This window comes from Actinacidiphila sp. bgisy160 (assembly GCF_057707815.1).
The window spans coordinates 315,078-334,121 of the sequence record NZ_JBYIQW010000002.1 but is presented as its reverse complement, the minus strand read 5'-3'; the positions used below and the strand labels follow the sequence as shown (position 1 = coordinate 334,121).

Here is a 19,044-nt window from a genome sequence, read left to right as displayed (position 1 = left end):
ACCCGTCCTCGCATCCGCCGGCGTGCCGCTCCAGGTCGCTAAGCGCGTCCCCTCGCACGCTTCGGCACACAGCACGGCCGCCTCCCCTCGCCATGCTCTGAGTGGACGGTCGCGCTTTGCCCTACCTTGTCGTTCACGCATATCGTCGGGCCATGCCGGAACTGACGCTGACGGGCCTGCGAGTCACGCTGGAGGTCGCTCAGCGCGGGTCCTTCACCGCGGCGGCCGAGGCGCTCGGCTACACCCAGTCCGCGGTCTCGCGCCAGATCATGGCCACAGAAGCCGCAGTGGGGGCCCCGCTGTTCGAGCGGCAAGCCCGTGGAGTCCGGCCGACTCCGTCCGGGGAGGCGCTGCTGCGGCACGCGCGCCGCATGCTCGCAGACGCCGAAGCGGCGGAACTGGAGATCGCGGGGCTCCGCGACCGTCTCGCGGGGCGCCTGGCCGTCGGCGCGTACCCCACCGCGGCCGCGGTGCTGGTGCCCAGGGCCATCGCCCGCCTGCAAAAGGCGCACCCGGCCCTCACCGTGAGCCTGTGGGAGGCGGGCAGCCCCGCCCAGCTGCGCCGCCTTCGCGCGGGACGCCTCGAGGTGGCCGTCGTGGCAGTCGGGGAAGGGCTCCCCGACTACGACCTCACCGGGCTGCGCACCGAGGTCGTACGCACCGGCCGCGGGATAGGCGTGGCCGTCCACACGGCACATCCGCTGGCCTCCAGGGAAGAGGTGCACGTCGACGACCTGGCGCAAGAGGCGTGGATCGTGGGAGCCGGCGAGGAAGGCGGGCCCCGGTTCGGCGCCTGGCCCACCCTGGAAGCTCCGCGCGTGGCCTACGAGGCGCACAGCTGGCAGACGCGCCTCGGGCTCGTTGCCGCGGGACTGGGGATATCGGTCATGCCCGGGCTGGCCGCGGACATCGTCCCGCAGGGCGTGAAGTGGCTGCGTGTCGAGGATCCCGCGCTCAGGTTCAAGAGGGAGACCATGATGGTCACGGCCACCGACCTGTCGGCACGAGCGAGAGCCATGCGTCAAGCCATGCACGACGAGGTCGCCGGACTCGCGACGGAGCGCCGATCACCCGTGTGACCGGCTCCCCTGCCCGGAGAGCGCCTTCGAGATCTCGACCCGAAGGAGCCTCCTCGCTTGGCGCAGGTCGCGGACCGCGCGGCACCGTTTCCGCACAGCGCCCGCTTCTCACTCATCCCTGACCAGCCGAGAAAGCCCCTACCGAGGCGGAACCAACCGAGGAGTCCGCCGACGCCCTGCCGACACACCTCGTCGACGACCCACTCGCTCCCAGAGGGCGCGGCCGGGCCGCGCCCCCGGCTCGACCTGCGCAAAAGAGTCCGAGCAACTCTCCAAAAGCGTCACACAGGCTGCGCAGCTCCTTCGGGAGGTGTCGTTAGCGTTGCTGGCCGTCCCGCCCTGCACGGGGAACGTGCGCGCGGACCTGCCGCCGACGTCCCCCGGCGGCTCGCGTCAGCAGAGAAAGACTCGGAGATGGACTACTGCTCCTCTTGCCGTCGGCATCTCAACGGGGCTCTCGTGTGTCCGGGGTGCGGCGCCTACGCACCCGACATCGCGCCGCCCATGTGGCAGGGCCCGGGCTCCACCGCGGAATGGCAGACGAGCCGTGAAGCGGACTCCGACGACCCCGACGGCCCCGGCCAGGACGACGCCGACCCGTCCCCGCAGGGCCGTGCGGCCCGCCGCCGGCAGATGGAACGCTGGAAGAAGAACCGGCGTCGCGCCGCGGCCGCCACGGCCGTGGCGCTCGTCGGCGGCGGTCTCACCGTCGCGGCGATGCCGCACGGCGGCTCCGACGGCCGGGCCGACACGGCAGCGGCGGCGGAGGCGGAGCCACTGACGCCGGCCACGGCCCGTACTGTCCCGCTCTCCTCGATCCCGGCGCGGCCCGGTGGCGGTGACGCCGGCCACCGCCCCGGTGAGGGCGCGCCCACCGCCACCACCGCGCCGCGCGGCGAGGCGGCCCGCGCCGAGCCGTCCGCCGCGAGCACCGGCGCGCCGGCGCACACCGCCCCGCAGGGCGACGCCGGTTCACGGGTCCGCCCGGTCACGGCCGTCCTCGCGCCGGCGGACACCGCCCCGCACACCACCGCGCCCTCGTCCGCCCCCCACTTGCCCGCGGACGTCGCGACCACACCCCCCACAACGACGGCGACCCCCACGTCGTCGGCAACGAAGTCACCGATGCAGCTGTGCCTCCTGGTGCTCTGCGTCGGCTGACCGGAAAGGAACGTCACGTGTCAAGCAGCCACGCCGACCACGACCGCCGCCGAGTCAGCGCCTGGCGGTTGTGGGGCGTCGGAGCCGCGACCGCGGTGCTCGCCGTCCTGCTGGCCAAGTCCGGCATCCTGGTCGCGCGGAGATTCCTGCTGCTGCCGCTCTTCGCCCCCCAGGGCTACGGGCCGTGGCGCGACGCCGCCGCGACCGCCTACGTCCTCGGGGCAGGGCTCATCGCACTCGCCGCGACGCTGCTGCTACGCCTCCTGCTCGCCGCGACGCCGCGCGCCATGGTGTTCTTCGGCTGGATCATGACCGCGCTGACCTTCCTCGCCGTGCTGATCCCCCTGGCCCTGCACCGCTCGAACGAGATGCTCGCCGCCTGCGTGGTGAACCTGTTCATCGGGCTGATCGTCACCTCCCTGCTCGCGAGCGCGGCGCGCTGGGCACAGACCCGCGGCGGCCGGGCCCCCCGGCCGGCCTGGCAGGGCCGCGGCTGGTAGCACCCGAAGTCCCCGCCCCTTGAAGGCCCCCGCTGCCCGGCAGCGGGGGCCTTCCCCCGTGCGTGACCGACCACATTCCGTTCGTGACCGGAGGCCGACCGATCTGGGTCGATTACAGTGCTTGGTCGGGTCGGACAGAGAGGCGCTGGTCATGAGCGGGGCCGTATGGGGGCGTGCCGAGCAGCAGGACTTCCGCAGCCGGGTGCGCGGCTGCCTGCTCGGTGGCGCGATCGGCGACGCCCTCGGTGCCGGCGTCGAGTTCGACTCGCTGACGGACATACGACAGACGCACGGCAAGGACGGCGTCACCGATTACGTCCCGGCGTACGGGCGGCGGGGGGCCGTCACCGACGACACCCAGATGACGCTGTTCACCGCCGAGGGCCTGATACGCGCCCAGGTGCGCCGCGACGCCGGGGCCTGGCACCCGCCCACCGACGTGCACCGGGCCTACCTGCGCTGGGCGGCCACCCAGAACGACTGGGGGCCCGACGAGCGCCGCAAGGACACCGGCTGGCTGGCCCGCGAGGAGTGGCTGTACGCGCGCCGCGCCCCGGGCAAGGCCTGCCTGACCGGGCTCGCCGACGAGCGGATGGGCACCCTCGACAACCCCAAGAACCCGGACTCCAAGGGCTGCGGCACGGTCATGCGGTCCGCGCCCTTCGGGCTGCTGGTCGGCTGGGAGCCGCATCTGGTGCTGCAGCTCGCCGTCGAATGCGCCGCGCAGACACATGGTCACCCCACCGGCGTGCTGGCCGCCGGAGCGTTCGCCGTCATCGTCCACGGACTGGCCCGCGGCGAGGCCCTGGACGGCGCCGTGCAGCACGCGCTGGCCCTGATCGCCGCGCGCCCTGGGCACGAGGAGACCTCCGCTGCCCTGCAGGCCGCCCTCGGGGCCGTACGTCAGGGGCTGCCCAGCGCGGAGCGGGTGGAGTCCCTGGGCGCGGGCTGGACCGCCGAGGAGGCGCTCTCCATCGGCGTCTACTGCGCCCTGGTCGCCGAGGACGTCCGGCACGGACTGCTGCTGGCGGTCAACCACTCAGGGGACAGCGACTCCACCGGCTCGATCTGCGGCAACCTGCTCGGCGTGGAGCACGGCGAGACCGCCCTGCCCCCGGCGTGGACGGCGGAACTGGAGGGCCGGGGCACCATCCTGCAGCTCGCCGACGATTTCGCCATGGAGACGACGCAGGGCCCCGCGCTGCACGGACCCGGCGGCGCGTCCGCGGCGTGGCTGGAGCGCTACCCCGGCAGCTGACCGCGGGCCGAGGGCCGGCGGTCCGGGGTACCACGGCTGGGATGCCGCGGTTCACAGATACTGCGGTATCGCGCCGGCCCTCCGCCGGCCACCGCTGGGGGGGTGGCCCTGCGCGTGCGGCGGATTGCCCGCCCACACCCCCACCGGCCGTTGGTCGCAGGCGATACTGGGGGGCGGGGGAGCTGGGGGCATCCCCGGCCGAAGGCCGGGGGAGGGTGGGCGTTCTGAACCCTGACGCGTATGTGTCGTGCGGCACAGACGGCACAGACCTGCACCGCCCGCCACGCACATGAACACGCGGTCCGGAACGCCCAGCCCCGCAGGCCCCGACCCCGGCCCACCCGACGCACCCCGCGCAGGCCCGCACCAACCATCCGGGGCGATCGGGCGCGCGGGGGATGGCCGCCGCAGGCGCGGAAAACCCGCACACGACAACCGGGGCGGAACACCGCGCACCCCGGGTCACGCCACCCCCCCATCCGGCTCCAGCAGCAGCATGCGCCACACCGCGTCCTCCAACCCCTGCACGGAGGCGATCCACCCCAGCCCGTCCTCCGGGGTGCCCCGGCCCGCCGCGACCGCCAGCTCGCCGACCGCGTCCGCGAGGTCCCCATGCCGCAGCGCGGGCTCCATGCGGCCCCCGCCCAGCCCGTCGGCGACGTACCGCTCGTAACCGGGCGCCGTGCGCAGGACGCCGACCGGACGCCACTCCTGCGCCAGCCGGTCCACCGGCTCGCCGCCCACCCGGCGCCCGTCGGCCTCCACGACCTGGGTGCGCGAGCGGTCCACCGCGAGCGCGGTCCACGCGTCGGCACCCGTGAGCACCGCTGCGGGCCGGCAGCGCTCGACGGCCTCCGCGACCGTCCCCACCCCGTCCGGGCCGCCGCCGACCAGCGGCACCGCCGCCATCCCGGCGTACAGGCAGCCGTAGAACGCCCCCGCGAGGTCCACGCCCTGCGGATAGGCCAGCAGCACCCGGCTGCCCGGCGGCAGCAGCCGGCCCAGCCGTGCCGCGACCGCGCGCGCACGGCGGTCCAGCCCGGCGAAGTCGCAGTCGTACGGTTCGTACGGGCGCCCTTCCGGCTGCCGGAAGGCCCGGCTGCGCAGTGCGGGGCCGGGCAGCCGGTACACCGACGGCGCCGGCCCGCCGCCGCTCCGGCTCCGTGGTCCGCTCACGGCCTGCGACACACAACGCGAGCACATGGGCGTCCCTCCACTCCCCCGGTCGGACCGCCCGCCGACCCGGCGGCATATGACCGTACTTCACCTGAAACTGGCCCGAACATCCCCTGCTACTCCTCGGAACGCCCCTCCCGAAAGCCACCCATAGGTGACCGCATACAGGTTGAGGCGGCAAACTGGCACAGGCGGCGGAACCGATGGTGATGGTCCCGCCGTCCGTGAAAACTGTTCCGGCTCGTGATGAACGATCGATATACGCGCTCGTCGCGAAGGTACGGCGGCACCTGGGGGCAGGCATGGCAAGCGGTAAGGACCGGGGCGGAGCGCTGCGCTTCGCGGTGCTCGGCCCGGTGCGGGCCTGGCGCGGCACGGAGCCGGTCTCCGCCGGGTCGCCACAGCAGAAGGCGCTGCTGGCCGCGCTGCTGCTGCGCGGCGGCCGCACGGCCACCGCGCAGGAACTACTGGACGCCGTCTGGGGCGAGGACCCGCCGCCCACCGCGCTCGCGGCGCTGCGCAGCTACGCCTTCCGCCTCCGCAAGGCCCTCGGCGCCGACGCGCTGGCCACCGTCGGCGGCGGCTACGTGCTGCGCCCGGGGGACGACTTCGACCTCTCCCTGGCCGAACGGCACCAAGCCGCGGCGGAGAAGGCTCGCGCGGCCGGGGACCTGGCCACGGCCCGTGAGGAACTGCGCGGCGCCCTCGCCCTCTTCGACGGCGAGCCCCTCGCGGGGCTGCCCGGCCCGTACGCCGAGACCCAGCGCACCCGCCTGCTGGAATGGCGGCTGCAGCTCACCGAGACCTGCCTCGACCTGGACCTGCAGGCCGGCTGCCACGCCGAGGTGGTCTCCGAGCTCACCGTCCTGTCCGCCGAACACCCCTTGCGCGAGCGCCCGCGCGCCCTGCTGATGCTCGCCCTGTACCGCAGCGGACGGCAGGCCGAGGCGCTCGGCGTCTACGCCGACACCCGCCGCCTCCTGGACGACGAGCTGGGCGTCGACCCGGGTGCCGAACTCACCGAACTGCACCAGCGCGTCCTGGAGGCCGACCCGTCGCTGCTGCCGCCGCCCGTCCCGCAGGAAGAGGCCGCCGCCGAGCCGGTACGGCCGGCCCAGCTGCCGGCCACGGTCGCGGACTTCACCGGCCGCGACGCCTTCGTCCGCGAGCTCGGCGAGCGCCTGGCCGCGGCCTCGGCGGAGGGCGGCGTCATGTCGGTCTCCGCCGTCGCCGGCATCGGCGGGGTCGGCAAGACGACCCTCGCCGTCCACGTCGCCCACGCCGTCACGGGCACGTTCCCCGACGGCCAGCTCTACGTCGACCTCCAGGGCACCGCCGCCCGGCCCGCCGAGCCCGAGACGGTGCTCGCCTCCTTCCTGCGCTCCCTCGGCGTCGACGACTCCGCGATACCCGAGTCCCTCGCCGACCGCGCCGCGCTCTACCGCACCACCCTCGCGGGCCGCCGGATCCTGGCCCTGCTGGACAACGCCCATGACGCCGCCCAGATCCGTCACCTCCTGCCGGGAACGCCGGGCTGCGCCGCGCTCATCACCAGCAGGGTCCGCATGGTCGACCTCGCCGGGGCCCACCTGGTCGACCTCGACGTCATGAGCCCGGAAGAGGCCCTGCTGCTCTTCACCCGCATCGTCGGGGAGGAGCGCGTCGCCGCCGAACGCCAGGCCGCCCTCGACGTCGTCGCCGCCTGCGGCTTCCTGCCGCTCGCCATCCGCATCGCCGCCTCCCGCCTGGCCACCCGCCGCACCTGGACGGTCTCCTTCCTCGCCCGCAAGCTCAGCGACGAACGCCGCCGCCTGGACGAGCTCAAGGCCGGCGACCTCGCCGTCAAGGCCACCTTCGAGCTCGGCTACGGCCAGCTCACCCCGCAGCAGGCCGTAGCCTTCCGCCTGCTGGCCCTCGCCGACGGGCCGGACATCTCCCTGGAGGCGGCCGCGGCCGTCCTCGACATGGACGTCTACGACGCCGAGGAACTGCTCGAGGCCCTGGTAGACATCAGCCTCATCGAGTCCGCCGCGCCCGCCCGCTACCGCTACCACGACCTGGTGCGTCTCTACGCCCGCGACTGCGCCGAGCGCCACGAGAGCGACGACGCCCGCTGCGCCGCCCTGTCCCGGCTGCTGGACTTCTACCTGGCGTCGGCCGCGTGCGCGTACGAGCTGGAGAACCCCGGCGACCGCCTGCTGGCGCACCTCGCGCCCGTCGGCCGCCCCGGGCTGCCCTTCGACTCCCGCGAGGACGGCCTGGACTGGCTGTTCACCGAGGCGCCCAGCCTCCTCGCCGCGGTCCAGCAGGCAGCGGGCGGCGGCTGCGAGGGGCCGATGCGGCGAGCCGTCGACCTGCTCTTCACCGCGCAGGACCTGATGGAGTCCGGCATCCACGCGCGCCAGTACGAGCAGGCCACACGCGCCATCGTCGCCACGGCCGGCAGCTGCGGCGAACCGCTCGTGGAGGGCCGGGCCCGCGTACTGCTGGGCCAGCTGAACAGCCTGGCCGGACGGCTGGAGGAGGCGGACCGGGAGGCCGAACGCAGCCTCGTGCTGGGGCGAGCCGTCGGAGATCCTCTGACCAGCAGTTACGCCCCCAATCTGCGAGGGATGGTGGCCTTCCCGAGGCGGCGCTTCCAGGACTGCGCGGACCACCATTCCCAGGCCCTGGAAGCCTTCATGGCCGACGGCAACCGGCACGGCGGCGCCGCCGCGCTGAGCAATCTGTCCCGCGCCCAGATCGAGCTCGGGGACGTCTCCGCCGCCGTGACCTCGGCGGAGCAGGCCCTGTCGATCTACCGTGAGCTGCGCGCCGGGTTCCGCCTCGGCAACGGCCTCTACGCGCTCGCCATCGCGCTCACGGCGGCCGGTCGCCGCGAGGAGGCGCTGGCGTCGCTCTCCGAGGCGCTCCCCGTCTTCAGGGCGGCGCGGCAGCAGTTCTGGGAGGCCATGTCCCTCTTCCGCATGGCGGAGGTGCACCTGACCTCCGGCGCCCATCGCCAGTCGGCGGCGCTGGCCGAGCAGTCGCTGAACGCGCTGCGCGACCTCGGGGGTGAGCTCTACCGCGCGAAGGTGCTCACCGTCCTCGGGCGCGCGCTCGCCGAGGCCGGCCAGGTGGACCGTGCCCGCGCCTGCTGGCGGGACGCCCTGGCGGCCTTCGTCGCGCTGGGCTCCCCCGACGCCGACGAGGTGCGGCGCCTGCTGCACGGTCCCGCCGCCGCTCCGGCCGTCGCCGTCTAGCCGGTTCCGCGCTGCGCAACACCGCCGATACAGGACATCAACAGTTCCGTTTATCGGTTGATTATCGACGCCTGCCACGATTCCATCACTGCAAGAGCTGCCCGCCTGGTAGCGCACGGGGGTCGTTGCCAGGCGGGCTTCGTATCGGCCCAGTTCCACCCACCAGGGGAGGCACCATGAGCGAGACGGCACCCGAGTCCGGCTCCACCGTCGAGGAAGAGCCGGAAGTCGTCACCACCGAGGAGACCGAGGAGCCCGAGGTCAAGAGCGACGACACCACGGTCAAGCCCGACAACTGGCACACGCCCTGACCGGCGCCTGACACGGGGGACGGCCGGCCCGAGGGGGCACGGGGGACAGCGCGACGGGGACGGCACCACCACGGGGGACGGCACGACTGAGGGGCGCACCAAGGGGGACGCGCTTCCGGGGGGAGCGGCACGGGGGAACCACGGACCGACTGCGGCGCGGAGGGGGCGCCGCAGCCGGTCCTTCTTTCTTGCGCGCGCCGGTCGGCGGCGGCCCTCGACGTCGCCCGGCTCTTGCCGGTCCGGTGGGCCAACACGGTATTTCTCCTGGGCGAGTTGGCCTCCCGCGCCCCTTGGGCCCAAGTCGTCTCGCCCGCTGGGTGCCCGCACCCGGCCTCTCCTCCGGAGGCGTAGTGAGGTTTGTACGCAAGGCCGCCGCCGTCCTCGCCGCCGTGACGGCCGGACTCCTGTCCGCCGCGCTCCCGGCCGCCGCCGCGGACAGCCCGGACAACTGGCACCAGACGATCGTCAGCCCCGACAACTGGCACGCCCCCTGACACCCGGAGCGCCGGACCGCCGAGGCTCTCCAACAGGGAGCCGACGGGGTCCTGGCCGCCCGTCCCACCGAGGCCGTACAGGGCACGATCCGCGCCGTCGGGTCGGCCCACGAAGCCGCGCGCCCCGGCCTTCGCGCACGGGCCGCACCTCATCGCCCTCGGCAACCTCCCGCCCGAGCGCCGGACCCGGCCGCTCGCGCACCGCACGCGGGAGCACCGGGTGCGCTGACCGGTGCGCCGCCTGCGTCCGGGCCGGCGGACCCCGGTGGCCGGGGCAGCCGTTGACGATCCGCCCGGAACGCGGCGAACGAGGGTCACCCGGACAGCCCCTCGCGTGGCGCCCCGGTCCCCCGCCGCGTAGGTTGACCAGCGACGGCCGTCGTCAGCCCCTTCCGTGAGCGGCACGACGGCCGTCCGCCGGCGTTCCTCAGGCGCGCCGGGTGGCCGCCTCGGTGCCCTTCACGGCGTTGAGGGCGTACACGCAGCGGTCCTTGCTGCTCGCGTAGACCACGCCGTCCGAGACGACCGGGGAACCGGTGATCTCCCCGCCGGTCTCCAGCTTCCAGCGCAACTGGCCGCCGCTCGCGTCGACCGTGTAGAGGCAGTGGTCCTTCGAGCCGAAGTGCACCCGCCCGTCGGCCACCACCGGGGAGCCGACGATCTCGCCCTGGGCGGCGAAGCGCCACTTCGGGGTGCCGGAGACCGCGTCGAGCGTGTACAGCGCACCGCCCGCGCCCAGCATCACCGAACCGCCCGCGACGAGCACCGGCTCCACGCTCTGCCGCTGCTCGGTGGCGACCCGCCAGCGGTCGCGCCCGTCCGCCGGGTCCAGGGCGTACACGGTGCCCAGGTAGTCCGCGACATAGACGCCGCCGCCCGTGACGCCCGGTCCCGGCACGTGGGCGGGCGGCGCGAACATGACGGCGGGGGCGTCGAAGCGCCACCGCTCGGTGCCGCTGCGGGCGTCCAGGGCGAGCACGCGGTTCCCCACGGTCACGTAGACCGCGCCGTCGGCGACGACCGGACGGGTCGGCATGGCGCCGCCCTCCCCGGTCGGGTACGACCAGTGCTCCGCGCCGCTGCCCGCGTCCAGGGCGTGCAGCCGGCCGCCGCCGTGGAAGTACACGACCCCGTCCACCACGCTCGGGCCCGACTCGGGCGTCTCGAACTCCGTCTGCGCGCCGCCGCGTTCCCAGCGCAGCCGTCCGGCCGCGGCGTCCCAGACCTGCACGCCGCCGCCGCGGGTACCGGTGACCACGGTCCCGGCGTCCGCGCGAAGCGAGTAGATCCAGCCGTCCACACCGGTGCGCCAGTGCTCGGCGCCGTCCGCGGCGTCCAGCGCGTACAGGCTCGGCCCGTCGGAGCCGTGGATCCGGCCGTCCGAGACCGCCATCGTCCACGCCACGTCACGGGTCTTGAACTGCCGCCGCCCGGTGGCCACGTCGAGCGCGTGCACCTCGAAGGAGGTCACGTAGAGCCGCCCCGAGGAGACGACCGGGGTGCCCCACACGTCGTTCGACATGCGGAACCGCCACGGCCGCCATTCGCCCGGCGGGACCGCGGGGGCCTGCGGGGCGCCCTGCGCGTTGCCCTGACCCGGCACCGCGGCCGGCGGACCTCCGGCCGCGCCACCGCGACCGGCCCAGCCGAGCCCGCCGCCGGCGGCGGCCGCGGTGGCCGCGGCCTGGTTCTTGCGCTCGGCGAGCCGCATCCCGGGCCCTATCGGTGCCGAACCGGCGAGCTGCACCGGTCCGCCCGGGCCCTCGGCGGCGGCCGGAGGGGGCGCCACGGGGGCCACGGGGGGCGCGGGAGGCCGGGCCGGCATCGGAGGCAGCGCGGCACCCGCGCCGCCGCCACCGGGCGCTCCGGCGCCCACGCCACCGCCGGGGGCGCCCGGCCCCGCGCCGGGGCGGCCGCCGCTGCGCCGCTCCTCTATCAGACCCACCGCCGCGGGCGGCAGCCACGCGGAGGCCGTACCGGTGTCGTCGCCCGCCGAGGAGAACAGGTGCGGCGCCAACTGCGCCTGCAGGTCCGCCGGACTCGGCCGGCGGTCGGCCTCCATGCGCATGCACGCCTCGATGAGCGGCCGCAGTTCGCTGGGCAGACCCGACAGATCAGGGCCCTCCCTGAGCAGCATGAAGACCGTCTCCACGGGATTGGCCCCGTGGAAGGGCGCGTGCCCGGTCGCGGCGAAGACCAGCGTCGAGCCCAGCGAGAAGACGTCGCTGGAGCCGGTGACGCTGCGCGAGTCCTTGGCCTGCTCCGGGGACATGTACGCGGGCGTGCCGACGGCCACGTTCGTCATCGTCAGCCGCGTGTTGGACACCCCGCTCGCGATACCGAAGTCGATCACCCGCGGGCCGTCCTCCACGACGAGCACGTTGGAGGGCTTCAGGTCCCGGTGGACCAGCCCCGCCCCGTGGATCGACTGCAGAGCCTCCGCGACCCCGGCCGCCAGCCACCGCACGGCCTGCACGGGCAGCGGCCCGGACTCGTTGACGATCTCCTCCAGCGAGGGCGCCGGCACGAACGCCGTCGCCAGCCAGGGCACGGCGGCCCTGGGATCGGCGTCGACGACCGCCGCCGTGTAGAAGCCACTGACCGCGCGGGCCGCCTCCACCTCACGGGCGAAGCGCACGCGGAACAGCTGGTCCTCGGCGAGCTCAGCCCGTACGGTCTTGATCGCCACGCGCCGGCCGGACGCCGAGCGGGCGAGATAGACCAGGCCCATACCGCCGGCGCCCAGCCTGCCCAGCACCTCGAAAGGGCCGATCCGTCTCGGATCGTGCTGCGTCAGCTGCTGCACCACTGCCCTGCCACCTCCCCGTGGGTTCCCCCCATCCCGGGGTCCGACCCTGATTCTTCCTGGGATGAGTATCAGTTGCGAACCCGGGGCGGTGTCGACACGCGATTACCTTTGATTCGGTTGCGGATCCGGGCGCGTTCAGGACGGCTTCTCACCGACCGTGGTGCCGGGGTCGATCAGGGCGAAATGGGCACCCTGGTCGTCGCTCGCCAGGAGAAAACGGCCGAAAGGCGAATCCATCGGACCCATCGTGACCCGGCCCCCGAGCCGCGCGACCGTCTCCGCGGCGCGGTCGGCGTCGGATACGGCGAAATAGACGACGAAGTGCGCGGGCAGTTCCTCGGGGAACCCCTGCCCCATCCGGAAGCGGCCGAGGACGGCGTTGCCGGGAGTGACCTCCTTGCCCCCGGGGACGAAGATCCGGAAGTCGATGGCCTCGTCCTCGATCCGTTTGCTGCCGAAGCCGAAGACCTCCTCGTAGAAGGGGTCGGTCCGCTCGGTCTCGCGCGTGTAGACCTCGGCCCAGATGTAGGAGCCCGGCACGCCGGTCGTCTCGAAGCCGCCGTGCGTGCCGGGCTGCCACACCCCGAACACCGCACCGCCCGGGTCGGCCGCCATGAGCATCGTGCCGAAGGGGCCAACGGCCATGGGCTCCATGATGAGTTGGCCGCCCGAGTCGCGGATCCTGCCCGCGGTGGCCCGGATGTCGCAGGAGGCGAGGTAGAGGTTCCAGACCGTCGGCATCCGGCCGTCCGGCTTGGGGGACAGGGCCGCGACGTTCTTCCCGTCCGGGCCGTACGCCTGGGTGTACTGGCCGTACCGCTCCTCGCCCTCGCCGAAGGTCCAGCCGAGCAGTCCGCCGTAGAAGCGCTTGCCGGCCTCCAGGTCGTTGAGCATGGCGTCGGCCCAGCAGGGGGTGCCATCGGGGTATGCGGCCATCTCGTCCTCGATTCGTCCGATGATGCGGCTGGCGATCCCGATTCACGTGGGGATTCGCGTGGATCGACGGAGTGTCTGGCTTGACACGTTATCGACGGATCCCCCGCCGCGCCCGAGGAGAAATCGAACACATGACCTTCCCCATTTGCATGCATCGAATCGCGCGCTGATCACCAGCCCGTAAACTGACGGCATGACAGGACAAGTTCGCACCGTCGACGGCCGTGTGGCAGGCCGCCGGGGACAGGCGACGCGGCAGAAGCTGCTCGACTGCCTCGGCGAAATGCTCAGCACGTCGCCGTACCGGGACGTCAAGGTGATCGACGTCGCCCGGATGGCGGGTACCTCCCCCGCAACGTTCTACCAGTACTTCCCCGACGTCGAGGGCGCCGTCCTCGAGCTCGCCGAGGAGATGGCCAAGGAGGGGGCCGCGCTGACGGACCTCGTCGCCGGCCGTTCCTGGGCCGGCAAGTCCGGCGCCGCGGCGGCGGAGGAACTGGTCGAGGGCTTCCTCTCCTTCTGGCGCAAGCACGACGCCATCCTGCGCGTCGTCGACCTGGGCGCCGCCGAAGGGGACAAGCGGTTCTACAAGATCCGCATGAGGATCCTCAACCCCCTCACCAACTCCCTTTCCGATTCGATCAAGGAGCTCCAGGGCAAGGGCCGGGTCGACAAGGATGTCAGCCCGGCAGCCGTCGCCGGATCCCTCGTGGCCATGCTCGCCGCGGTCGCCGCGCACCAGAAGGGTTTCCAGAGCTGGGGCGTCAAGCAAGCCGAGCTGAAGCCGAACCTCTCGCTGCTGGTGCACCTCGGTGTGACGGGCAAGAAGCCGACGCGGTGACGCCCGTCGCCGACGCCCGCCTCCGGCGGCATTGTTGATCTACACCTACGCTCAAGTCGAAGTCCTGCCTGCAACGACGCGGGCGCCTACCGGTCCTCGGGGGAGGTTGCCGGCCCAGGCGCCCGCGTTGTCCTTTCCGGGGACTTCGCGCCGCGGCCGCACGGCCGCGCCACCGCCCGGTTCCCCGGGGACGAGCCGGAACAGCCGGATCCGCCGCTCCGCGCGCCGCGCATAGGCCGCGTACGAGGGCCGGAACTCCACCAGCGCCGCCCACACCGACTCGCGCCCCTCGCCCGCCGGCAACGGGGCCCGTACGGGGATGTCCCGGCCGCGCGCCGGCTCACCTCGACGTCGGGATGCCTCAGCGGGTCCCCCGTCCACGCCGGATGATCCGTACCCCCGACGTTGCTGCCGACCAGCACGAACGTCCCGCCCTCCTCGCGCATGCACGCCGGCGGGGCGCACCGGGGCGGACCGCCGCGCACGCCGGTGCTGGTGAGCGCCACCCCGGGCAGCAGCCACGCGCTGGGCAGCACCCTGCCGCGGGTCGCCCGGTGCACGAACCGGGCGACCGCCGGGACGAACATGCGGCCCGACCCCGGCGAACGCCCGGTCGAGGACACCTTCTGCATGACGGTCCGCAGCGCGCTCATGCCGCCGCCCTCCTCGGTCGTGGCCGCGAACAGGCCCACGCGTTCGGCCGCGTGGGCCCGCAGGGCGTGCACGGGGCCGAAGGGACGTTCGCCGGAGGCGGCCGGGCGGGCCACCCGAACTGTTCCCTGGCCCCGACGTACTCCACGCGCCGCGGCGGCCGCCAGGACACCCGTACGGGCCAGTGCGGGGCGCGGAACGCCGGCCGCCTCCCCGCCCGGGGGCTCCGCTGGGACGTCGCACAGTTCGACGCGGGGCGCCGCGGGGCCCTGCGTCCCGCCGCGGCGCCTCGCTTCGGGCGTCAGCCGGTGACGGCGACCGGGGCGTCCCAGTAGCTGCGGTCCACGGTGATGGCGTAACCGCCGCGGGACTCCTTGCTGTTGACCATGTACTGGTGGCCGCGGCGGTGCCCGGTCCACAGCGACGTGGAGAACGGCCAGTCGGTGGTCGTGGTCTTGTGCCCGTCCCACAGCGCGTACCAGAGGATGTCCGGCAGGTCGGTGCGGTTCGTCGCCGTGGCGACGGCCTTCGCGCTGGAGCTGCGGAAGCCGTAGAAGCCTGCCCAGTACCCCTTGGCGTGCACCGCCTTGTCCCACGCCCGGATGTACGTGAGCACCGCGTTGTTGCACGAGGTGTTGGCGACGTCGTACGACTCCATGTCCAAGTACACCGGGCTGCCGGCCTTCATCCCCAGCGCCGACGCCTTGGCCACCGCGTCCGCGCCGTCCGTCGCGCCGAGCGAGGCGGCGGTGGAGGCGGTCAGCTTCTCCGGGTTGCGGCTGGTCTGGCACGGCGGCTGCGCGCCCACGTAGAGCGGGATCAGCTTCCAGCCCGTGGCACTGACCGACTTGACCCAGGAGGCAGTCAGGTTCGGCTGCGCGCAGCCCCGGTTCCTGCCGCCGACGTACACCGCCGCCGCGCCGTAGAACCCGGTGTGCCACGCCTTCATCGCCGACGCGGACGGCGCCGCGCACGTGTCGAACGCCCGCCCCGTGTAGACCTTGGGCGCCGGGCGCGACACCGTGGTCGCCATCGAGGCCTCCGCGGCCACGCCACCGCCCACGAGCACCGCGGCCGCCGCCACCGCCCATGCGATGTAACGACGCTTCTTCGACATCCGGTGACCGGACATCCCCACCCCATTCATGACACGGGGCGCACCGCACCGGGTGCGCCTTGCAGGACTGCTGAGGCCCCCGGCGCGGCACGCGTGCGGCACTGGGCGCGGCACGGAGTACGGCGGCCGCGCGGCGCACGGATTCACCGGCGTACGGGTCCGCGGCGCGCGAGGGGCGGATCGCACCCTAGCCAATCCGCACACCGTGATCGGGAAAGCACATGTCCCGATCGGCACAAGATTCCGCCAAGGCACGGCAAATCTCCGCCGAGGGGCCGGGGACGCGGGCTCGAAGACGCGGGTCAGGGACGCGGGTCGGTCGCGAGGCGGCTGTGCAGGTGGACGTCGCGCAGCGCGCCCGACAGGTCGACCATCGCGTCGCGCAGCACGCCTTCGAGGAGGTAACCGCAGCGCCCCGCGACACGGCAGGAGGACTCGTTGCCCACGGCGTGGCCCAGTTCCAGCCGGTGCAGCCCCAGATCGCGGTAGGCCCACCGGGTCACCGCCTCCAGGGCCCGGGAGGCGAGGCCGCGCCCACGGGCCTCGGGGAGCAGCCAGTAGCTGACGCGTGCCCCGCGCATGGCCTGGTCGATCATCCCTATGCCGGCCTGGCCGACTACGACCCCGGCCTCGGTGACGGCGAACGATGCGAGGTCGCCGGCCGCCCAGCCGTCGCGCCGGCGCCCCAGGAACGCCCGCGCCCCGGCCTCGTCGGGCTCGGGGGCGTGCGCGGTGTTCCAGCGGCGGAAATCCGGGTCGGCGAGGCCGCGCAGTGCCGCGTCCAGATCGCCGGGCGTCTCCTCCCAGGGTCTGAGCAGCAGTCCGTACGCTTCCAACTCCACCGGCTTCAGCACGCCCTCATTGAAGCAAAGGACGCCGCCCGGGCGGACGGAAGACAGGTATCGCGATCCCCTCGTCGGTGGCCGCGGGGCGAGGGCAGACGCGCAGGCCATGCCTACGCCCAGCGCGTCCCAGGCGCGGCCGACGGTTGCCGCCATGCTGCGCGGCCCCCCGGTGAGACCGACGACCGCGGCCCAGGCGATGCCGGTGCGCGGCTCGAACCGGCCCCTCTTGTCCTTGTGCCGCCGGCTTCCCAGCCACCACAACCCGAGGCCGATACGCAGGACGGCGAGCCATTCGGCGTCGGCCGGCCGGACCGTCCGCGTCACATGCCTTCGAGGAAAAGGAATTTGACACTCAGTCTGCCGACCGCGTGCGGTCACGCCTCCGCATGGCGCCGGGGCGAAAGCGCGCTACCTTCCGGAGTGACCTCACCCTGCAGGCACGGGAGCAGCCATGACCGACACCTCGGCATCCGCCGGTACCTCCGCATCCGCCGCCACCCCCATACCGAGCACGGCCGCGCCGGACGCGATCGTCGTCGGCGCGGGCCCCGGCGGCCTCGCCGTCGCCGCCTCGCTGCGACACCGGGGCGTGCGCACCCTGGTCGTCGAACGGTCGGACGCGGTGGGTGCCTCCTGGCGTGGCCATTACGACCGGCTGCGGCTGCACACGACCAGACGCCTGTCCGCGCTGCCGGGCCTCGGGATCCCCCGGGCGTACGGCCGCTGGGTGGGCCGCGACGACGTCGTCCGCTACCTGGAGCAGTACGCCGAGTTCCACGAGCTGGACGTCGCCACCGGCATAGAGGTCGGGCGCGTCGAGCCCGCGGAGGACCCGGCGGCGGGCTGGGTGCTCCCGGCCACCGGAGGGCGCCGGCTGACCGCGCGGAGCGTCGTCGTCGCCACCGGCTACAACCACTCGCCGCACGTGCCGGACTGGCCCGGGCGGGACACCTTCGACGGGGAGTTGCTGCACGCCTCCCGCTACCGCAACGGCCGGGCCTACGAGGACCGGGACGTCCTGGTCGTGGGCGTGGGCAACACCGGCGCCGAGATCGCCGTCGACCTCGCCGAGTCCGGCGCGGCCCGCGTCCGGCTGGCGGTGCGGACGCCCCCGCACATCATGCGCCGCTCCACCGCCGGGTGGCCCGCGCAGCGCACCGGCATCATGGTCCGCCGCCTCCCGACGAGGCTGGTCGACACGATCGCGCCCTACGTGGAGCGCGTCTCCGTGCCGGACCTGTCGGCGTACGGGCTCCCGCGCCCGGACAACGGCCTCTACTCGCGGGTGCGGGAGGGCTCCATCCCCGTCCAGGACGTCGGCATCGTCGACGCCGTCCGGTCGCGGAAGGTCGAGCCCGTGGCCGCCGTCGAGGGTTTCGACGGACATGAGGTCCTGCTCGCCGACGGCACGCGGATCACCCCGGACGCCGTGGTCGCGGCCACCGGCTACCGCCGCGGCCTGGAACCGCTGGTCGGTCATCTCGGCGTCCTCGACGAGCGGGGCCGGCCCCTGGCACACGGCCGCCGCAGCCCCAAGAACGCTCCCGGTCTGTACTTCACCGGGTTCACCAATCCCATCAGCGGCATGTTCCGCGAAATGGCCATCGACGCGCGCCGGATCGCCAAGGCGGTGGCGCGGCGGTAGCGAACGCCGCGCGGCGGGCAATCGAGGGGGTGTGGGCCGCCCCTCTCCCCCTCAGCCGGCCGGGCCGCCTTCCCGCGGGGCGCACAGGCTCCTCGCGCCCCGCCTGTTCCTGACGCGACGTCATGAACTCCAGGACGCCGCTGCCCTGCCGGCCCCGGCCCGGCCACCGGTCGCCGGCTCGCCTTCCTCGAACGCCGCCCGCCGGACTTCCGTGGACGGTGACAGCGAGACGGCTCACTCGCCGGGTGCCCCGGCCCCGGGCGGTGGCCGGTACTCCTCCAGCAGTCCGGTGCCGTAGGCCAGTAGACCGCCCGCGAGGACGAGGCCGATCACGGCGATCGACACAACAGAGATCTGGAAGGCGACCTGCCGCTGACGCGCCCACCCGGTCCTGCCCTCCGGGTCCCGACGGCCCGCGTAGAACGAGGTGACCAGGACCGGCGCCGCCCCGGCACCCGCGACGCACAGCCACGCGAGCGGGTACGGACCGCCGAGCCACACCACATGCACCGCCAGGACGGCGGCAGTCGCCACCTCCGCCGCCAGCAGGCAGAGCCAGCGGGGACGACCGGTGCGCGCCGCGAGCCGCAGTCCCAGGACCGTCGCCGGCAGGGCGTGCAGGAGGGAGGCGGCCACCGCGCAGGCCCACAGGGGGATCAGGGCCAGCGGCAGCACGCAGAGGGCGAAGGGCTCGTCGAAGGCGTGTTCCGAGGACTTCAGGGACGGAAGCAGCGCCAAGTGGACCGTCTGCGCGACCACCGCCACCGCGCAGTACGTCGACACCGCCGCCGCGCGTCCGGTATCGCCCCACGGGTCGACCGCGGTCCGCGCCAGGGACCCCCACCCCGCACTCCATCCCATAACCGGCACGGTACGCGGCGTCCCGGACCGTCCCCCGCGCGCCCCTCATCTCTGACGGAACGTCACTTCCCGTGGGATCGTGAGCGGAAGGTCGGCGTAGGGGGGTGCTCACGTCCCG

At 74.0% G+C, this 19,044-nt stretch carries 16 protein-coding genes and 1 pseudogene; 10 read left to right on the top strand and 7 right to left on the bottom strand.

Annotated features, from left to right (window positions below; translation table 11 throughout):
• Positions 1-152: 152 nt before the first annotated feature.
• The 4 genes from AC3EUJ_RS04310 (at position 153) to AC3EUJ_RS04295 (ending at position 3,998) form a co-directional block, all read left to right on the top strand.
• On the top strand, positions 153-1,079 hold the full coding sequence (locus AC3EUJ_RS04310) for a LysR family transcriptional regulator (RefSeq protein ID WP_431959555.1): 927 nt from the start codon (positions 153-155) through the stop codon (positions 1,077-1,079).
• Between the two features lie 414 nt (positions 1,080-1,493).
• Positions 1,494-2,240, top strand: a complete 747-nt coding sequence (locus tag AC3EUJ_RS04305) for an SCO2400 family protein (RefSeq protein ID WP_431959553.1) — start codon at positions 1,494-1,496, stop codon at positions 2,238-2,240.
• A gap of 17 nt (positions 2,241-2,257) precedes the next feature.
• Positions 2,258-2,740 carry a DUF6069 family protein gene (locus AC3EUJ_RS04300; protein ID WP_431959552.1) on the top strand — a complete coding sequence of 161 codons (483 nt, stop codon included), beginning with the start codon at positions 2,258-2,260 and terminating at the stop codon, positions 2,738-2,740.
• A 151-nt stretch (positions 2,741-2,891) separates the two neighbouring features.
• Positions 2,892-3,998, top strand: coding sequence for an ADP-ribosylglycohydrolase family protein (locus tag AC3EUJ_RS04295; protein WP_431959551.1), 1,107 nt, complete (start codon positions 2,892-2,894; stop codon positions 3,996-3,998).
• 462 nt (positions 3,999-4,460) lie between these two features.
• On the opposite strand, the gene AC3EUJ_RS04290 is transcribed toward AC3EUJ_RS04295, so the two are convergent.
• Positions 4,461-5,174, bottom strand: a complete 714-nt coding sequence (locus AC3EUJ_RS04290; protein WP_431959550.1) for an AMP-binding protein — start codon at positions 5,172-5,174, stop codon at positions 4,461-4,463.
• A 302-nt stretch (positions 5,175-5,476) separates the two neighbouring features.
• Here AC3EUJ_RS04290 and afsR point away from each other — a divergent pair, with 302 nt between their 5' ends.
• The 4 genes and pseudogenes from afsR to AC3EUJ_RS04270 form a co-directional block, all read left to right on the top strand.
• The gene (gene afsR, locus AC3EUJ_RS04285) at positions 5,477-8,416 is read left to right on the top strand and encodes an SARP-family global regulator AfsR (RefSeq protein WP_431959549.1); all 2,940 of its coding nucleotides are present in this window, start codon (positions 5,477-5,479) and stop codon (positions 8,414-8,416) included.
• A 176-nt stretch (positions 8,417-8,592) separates the two neighbouring features.
• On the top strand, positions 8,593-8,727 hold the full coding sequence (locus AC3EUJ_RS04280) for a hypothetical protein (RefSeq protein ID WP_431959548.1): 135 nt from the start codon (positions 8,593-8,595) through the stop codon (positions 8,725-8,727).
• A 350-nt stretch (positions 8,728-9,077) separates the two neighbouring features.
• Positions 9,078-9,221 (top strand): hypothetical protein, encoded by a 144-nt coding sequence (locus tag AC3EUJ_RS04275; RefSeq protein ID WP_431959547.1) that lies wholly within the window; start codon positions 9,078-9,080, stop codon positions 9,219-9,221.
• A 3-nt stretch (positions 9,222-9,224) separates the two neighbouring features.
• Positions 9,225-9,450 (top strand): annotated as a pseudogene (locus AC3EUJ_RS04270) (enoyl-CoA hydratase/isomerase family protein); the annotation flags it as partial.
• 198 nt (positions 9,451-9,648) lie between these two features.
• Here the strand turns inward: AC3EUJ_RS04270 and afsK are convergent.
• Both afsK and AC3EUJ_RS04260 read right to left on the bottom strand, forming a co-directional pair.
• A complete protein-coding gene (gene afsK, locus AC3EUJ_RS04265) occupies positions 9,649-12,030 on the bottom strand; it encodes a protein serine/threonine kinase AfsK (protein WP_431959546.1) in 2,382 nt (793 codons plus the stop codon).
• 135 nt (positions 12,031-12,165) lie between these two features.
• Positions 12,166-12,966 (bottom strand): VOC family protein, encoded by an 801-nt coding sequence (locus AC3EUJ_RS04260; RefSeq protein ID WP_431959545.1) that lies wholly within the window; start codon positions 12,964-12,966, stop codon positions 12,166-12,168.
• Positions 12,967-13,159: 193 nt separating this feature from the next.
• On the opposite strand from AC3EUJ_RS04260, the gene AC3EUJ_RS04255 reads away from it, so the two are divergent.
• Positions 13,160-13,807: a TetR/AcrR family transcriptional regulator gene (locus AC3EUJ_RS04255; protein WP_431959544.1), complete on the top strand. Its 648-nt coding sequence runs from the start codon at positions 13,160-13,162 to the stop codon at positions 13,805-13,807.
• 86 nt (positions 13,808-13,893) lie between these two features.
• Here AC3EUJ_RS04255 and AC3EUJ_RS04250 read toward each other — a convergent pair whose 3' ends face one another.
• The 3 genes from AC3EUJ_RS04250 to AC3EUJ_RS04240 form a co-directional block, all read right to left on the bottom strand.
• On the bottom strand, positions 13,894-14,394 hold the full coding sequence (locus AC3EUJ_RS04250) for a nitroreductase/quinone reductase family protein (RefSeq protein ID WP_431959605.1): 501 nt from the start codon (positions 14,392-14,394) through the stop codon (positions 13,894-13,896).
• A gap of 365 nt (positions 14,395-14,759) precedes the next feature.
• Positions 14,760-15,590, bottom strand: a complete 831-nt coding sequence (locus AC3EUJ_RS04245) for a glycoside hydrolase domain-containing protein (protein ID WP_431959543.1) — start codon at positions 15,588-15,590, stop codon at positions 14,760-14,762.
• Between the two features lie 287 nt (positions 15,591-15,877).
• Positions 15,878-16,429: a GNAT family N-acetyltransferase gene (locus AC3EUJ_RS04240; protein WP_431959542.1), complete on the bottom strand. Its 552-nt coding sequence runs from the start codon at positions 16,427-16,429 to the stop codon at positions 15,878-15,880.
• A gap of 442 nt (positions 16,430-16,871) precedes the next feature.
• Here AC3EUJ_RS04240 and AC3EUJ_RS04235 point away from each other — a divergent pair, with 442 nt between their 5' ends.
• Entirely contained in the window at positions 16,872-18,065 is a 1,194-nt protein-coding gene (locus AC3EUJ_RS04235) for a flavin-containing monooxygenase (protein WP_431959541.1), read from the top strand.
• Positions 18,066-18,299: 234 nt separating this feature from the next.
• On the opposite strand, the gene AC3EUJ_RS04230 is transcribed toward AC3EUJ_RS04235, so the two are convergent.
• Complete coding sequence (locus tag AC3EUJ_RS04230) at positions 18,300-18,926, bottom strand: hypothetical protein (protein WP_431959540.1); 627 nt, start codon at positions 18,924-18,926, stop codon at positions 18,300-18,302.
• Between the last annotated feature and the right edge of the window lie 118 nt (positions 18,927-19,044).

What these genes read in the sequence shown, in the direction of transcription:
- AC3EUJ_RS04245 (WP_431959543.1), bottom strand. Translation starts at nt 15,590, where the DNA reads ATGTCCGGTCACCGGATGTCGAAGAAGCGTCGTTACATCGCATGGGCG.
- AC3EUJ_RS04305 (WP_431959553.1), top strand. Translation starts at nt 1,494, where the DNA reads ATGGACTACTGCTCCTCTTGCCGTCGGCATCTCAACGGGGCTCTCGTG.
- AC3EUJ_RS04250 (WP_431959605.1), bottom strand. Translation starts at nt 14,394, where the DNA reads ATGTTCGTCCCGGCGGTCGCCCGGTTCGTGCACCGGGCGACCCGCGGC.
- AC3EUJ_RS04280 (WP_431959548.1), top strand. Translation starts at nt 8,593, where the DNA reads ATGAGCGAGACGGCACCCGAGTCCGGCTCCACCGTCGAGGAAGAGCCG.
- AC3EUJ_RS04295 (WP_431959551.1), top strand. Translation starts at nt 2,892, where the DNA reads ATGAGCGGGGCCGTATGGGGGCGTGCCGAGCAGCAGGACTTCCGCAGC.
- AC3EUJ_RS04255 (WP_431959544.1), top strand. Translation starts at nt 13,160, where the DNA reads ATGACAGGACAAGTTCGCACCGTCGACGGCCGTGTGGCAGGCCGCCGG.
- AC3EUJ_RS04310 (WP_431959555.1), top strand. Translation starts at nt 153, where the DNA reads ATGCCGGAACTGACGCTGACGGGCCTGCGAGTCACGCTGGAGGTCGCT.
- AC3EUJ_RS04230 (WP_431959540.1), bottom strand. Translation starts at nt 18,926, where the DNA reads ATGGGATGGAGTGCGGGGTGGGGGTCCCTGGCGCGGACCGCGGTCGAC.
- AC3EUJ_RS04260 (WP_431959545.1), bottom strand. Translation starts at nt 12,966, where the DNA reads ATGGCCGCATACCCCGATGGCACCCCCTGCTGGGCCGACGCCATGCTC.
- AC3EUJ_RS04235 (WP_431959541.1), top strand. Translation starts at nt 16,872, where the DNA reads ATGACCGACACCTCGGCATCCGCCGGTACCTCCGCATCCGCCGCCACC.
- afsR (WP_431959549.1), top strand. Translation starts at nt 5,477, where the DNA reads ATGGCAAGCGGTAAGGACCGGGGCGGAGCGCTGCGCTTCGCGGTGCTC.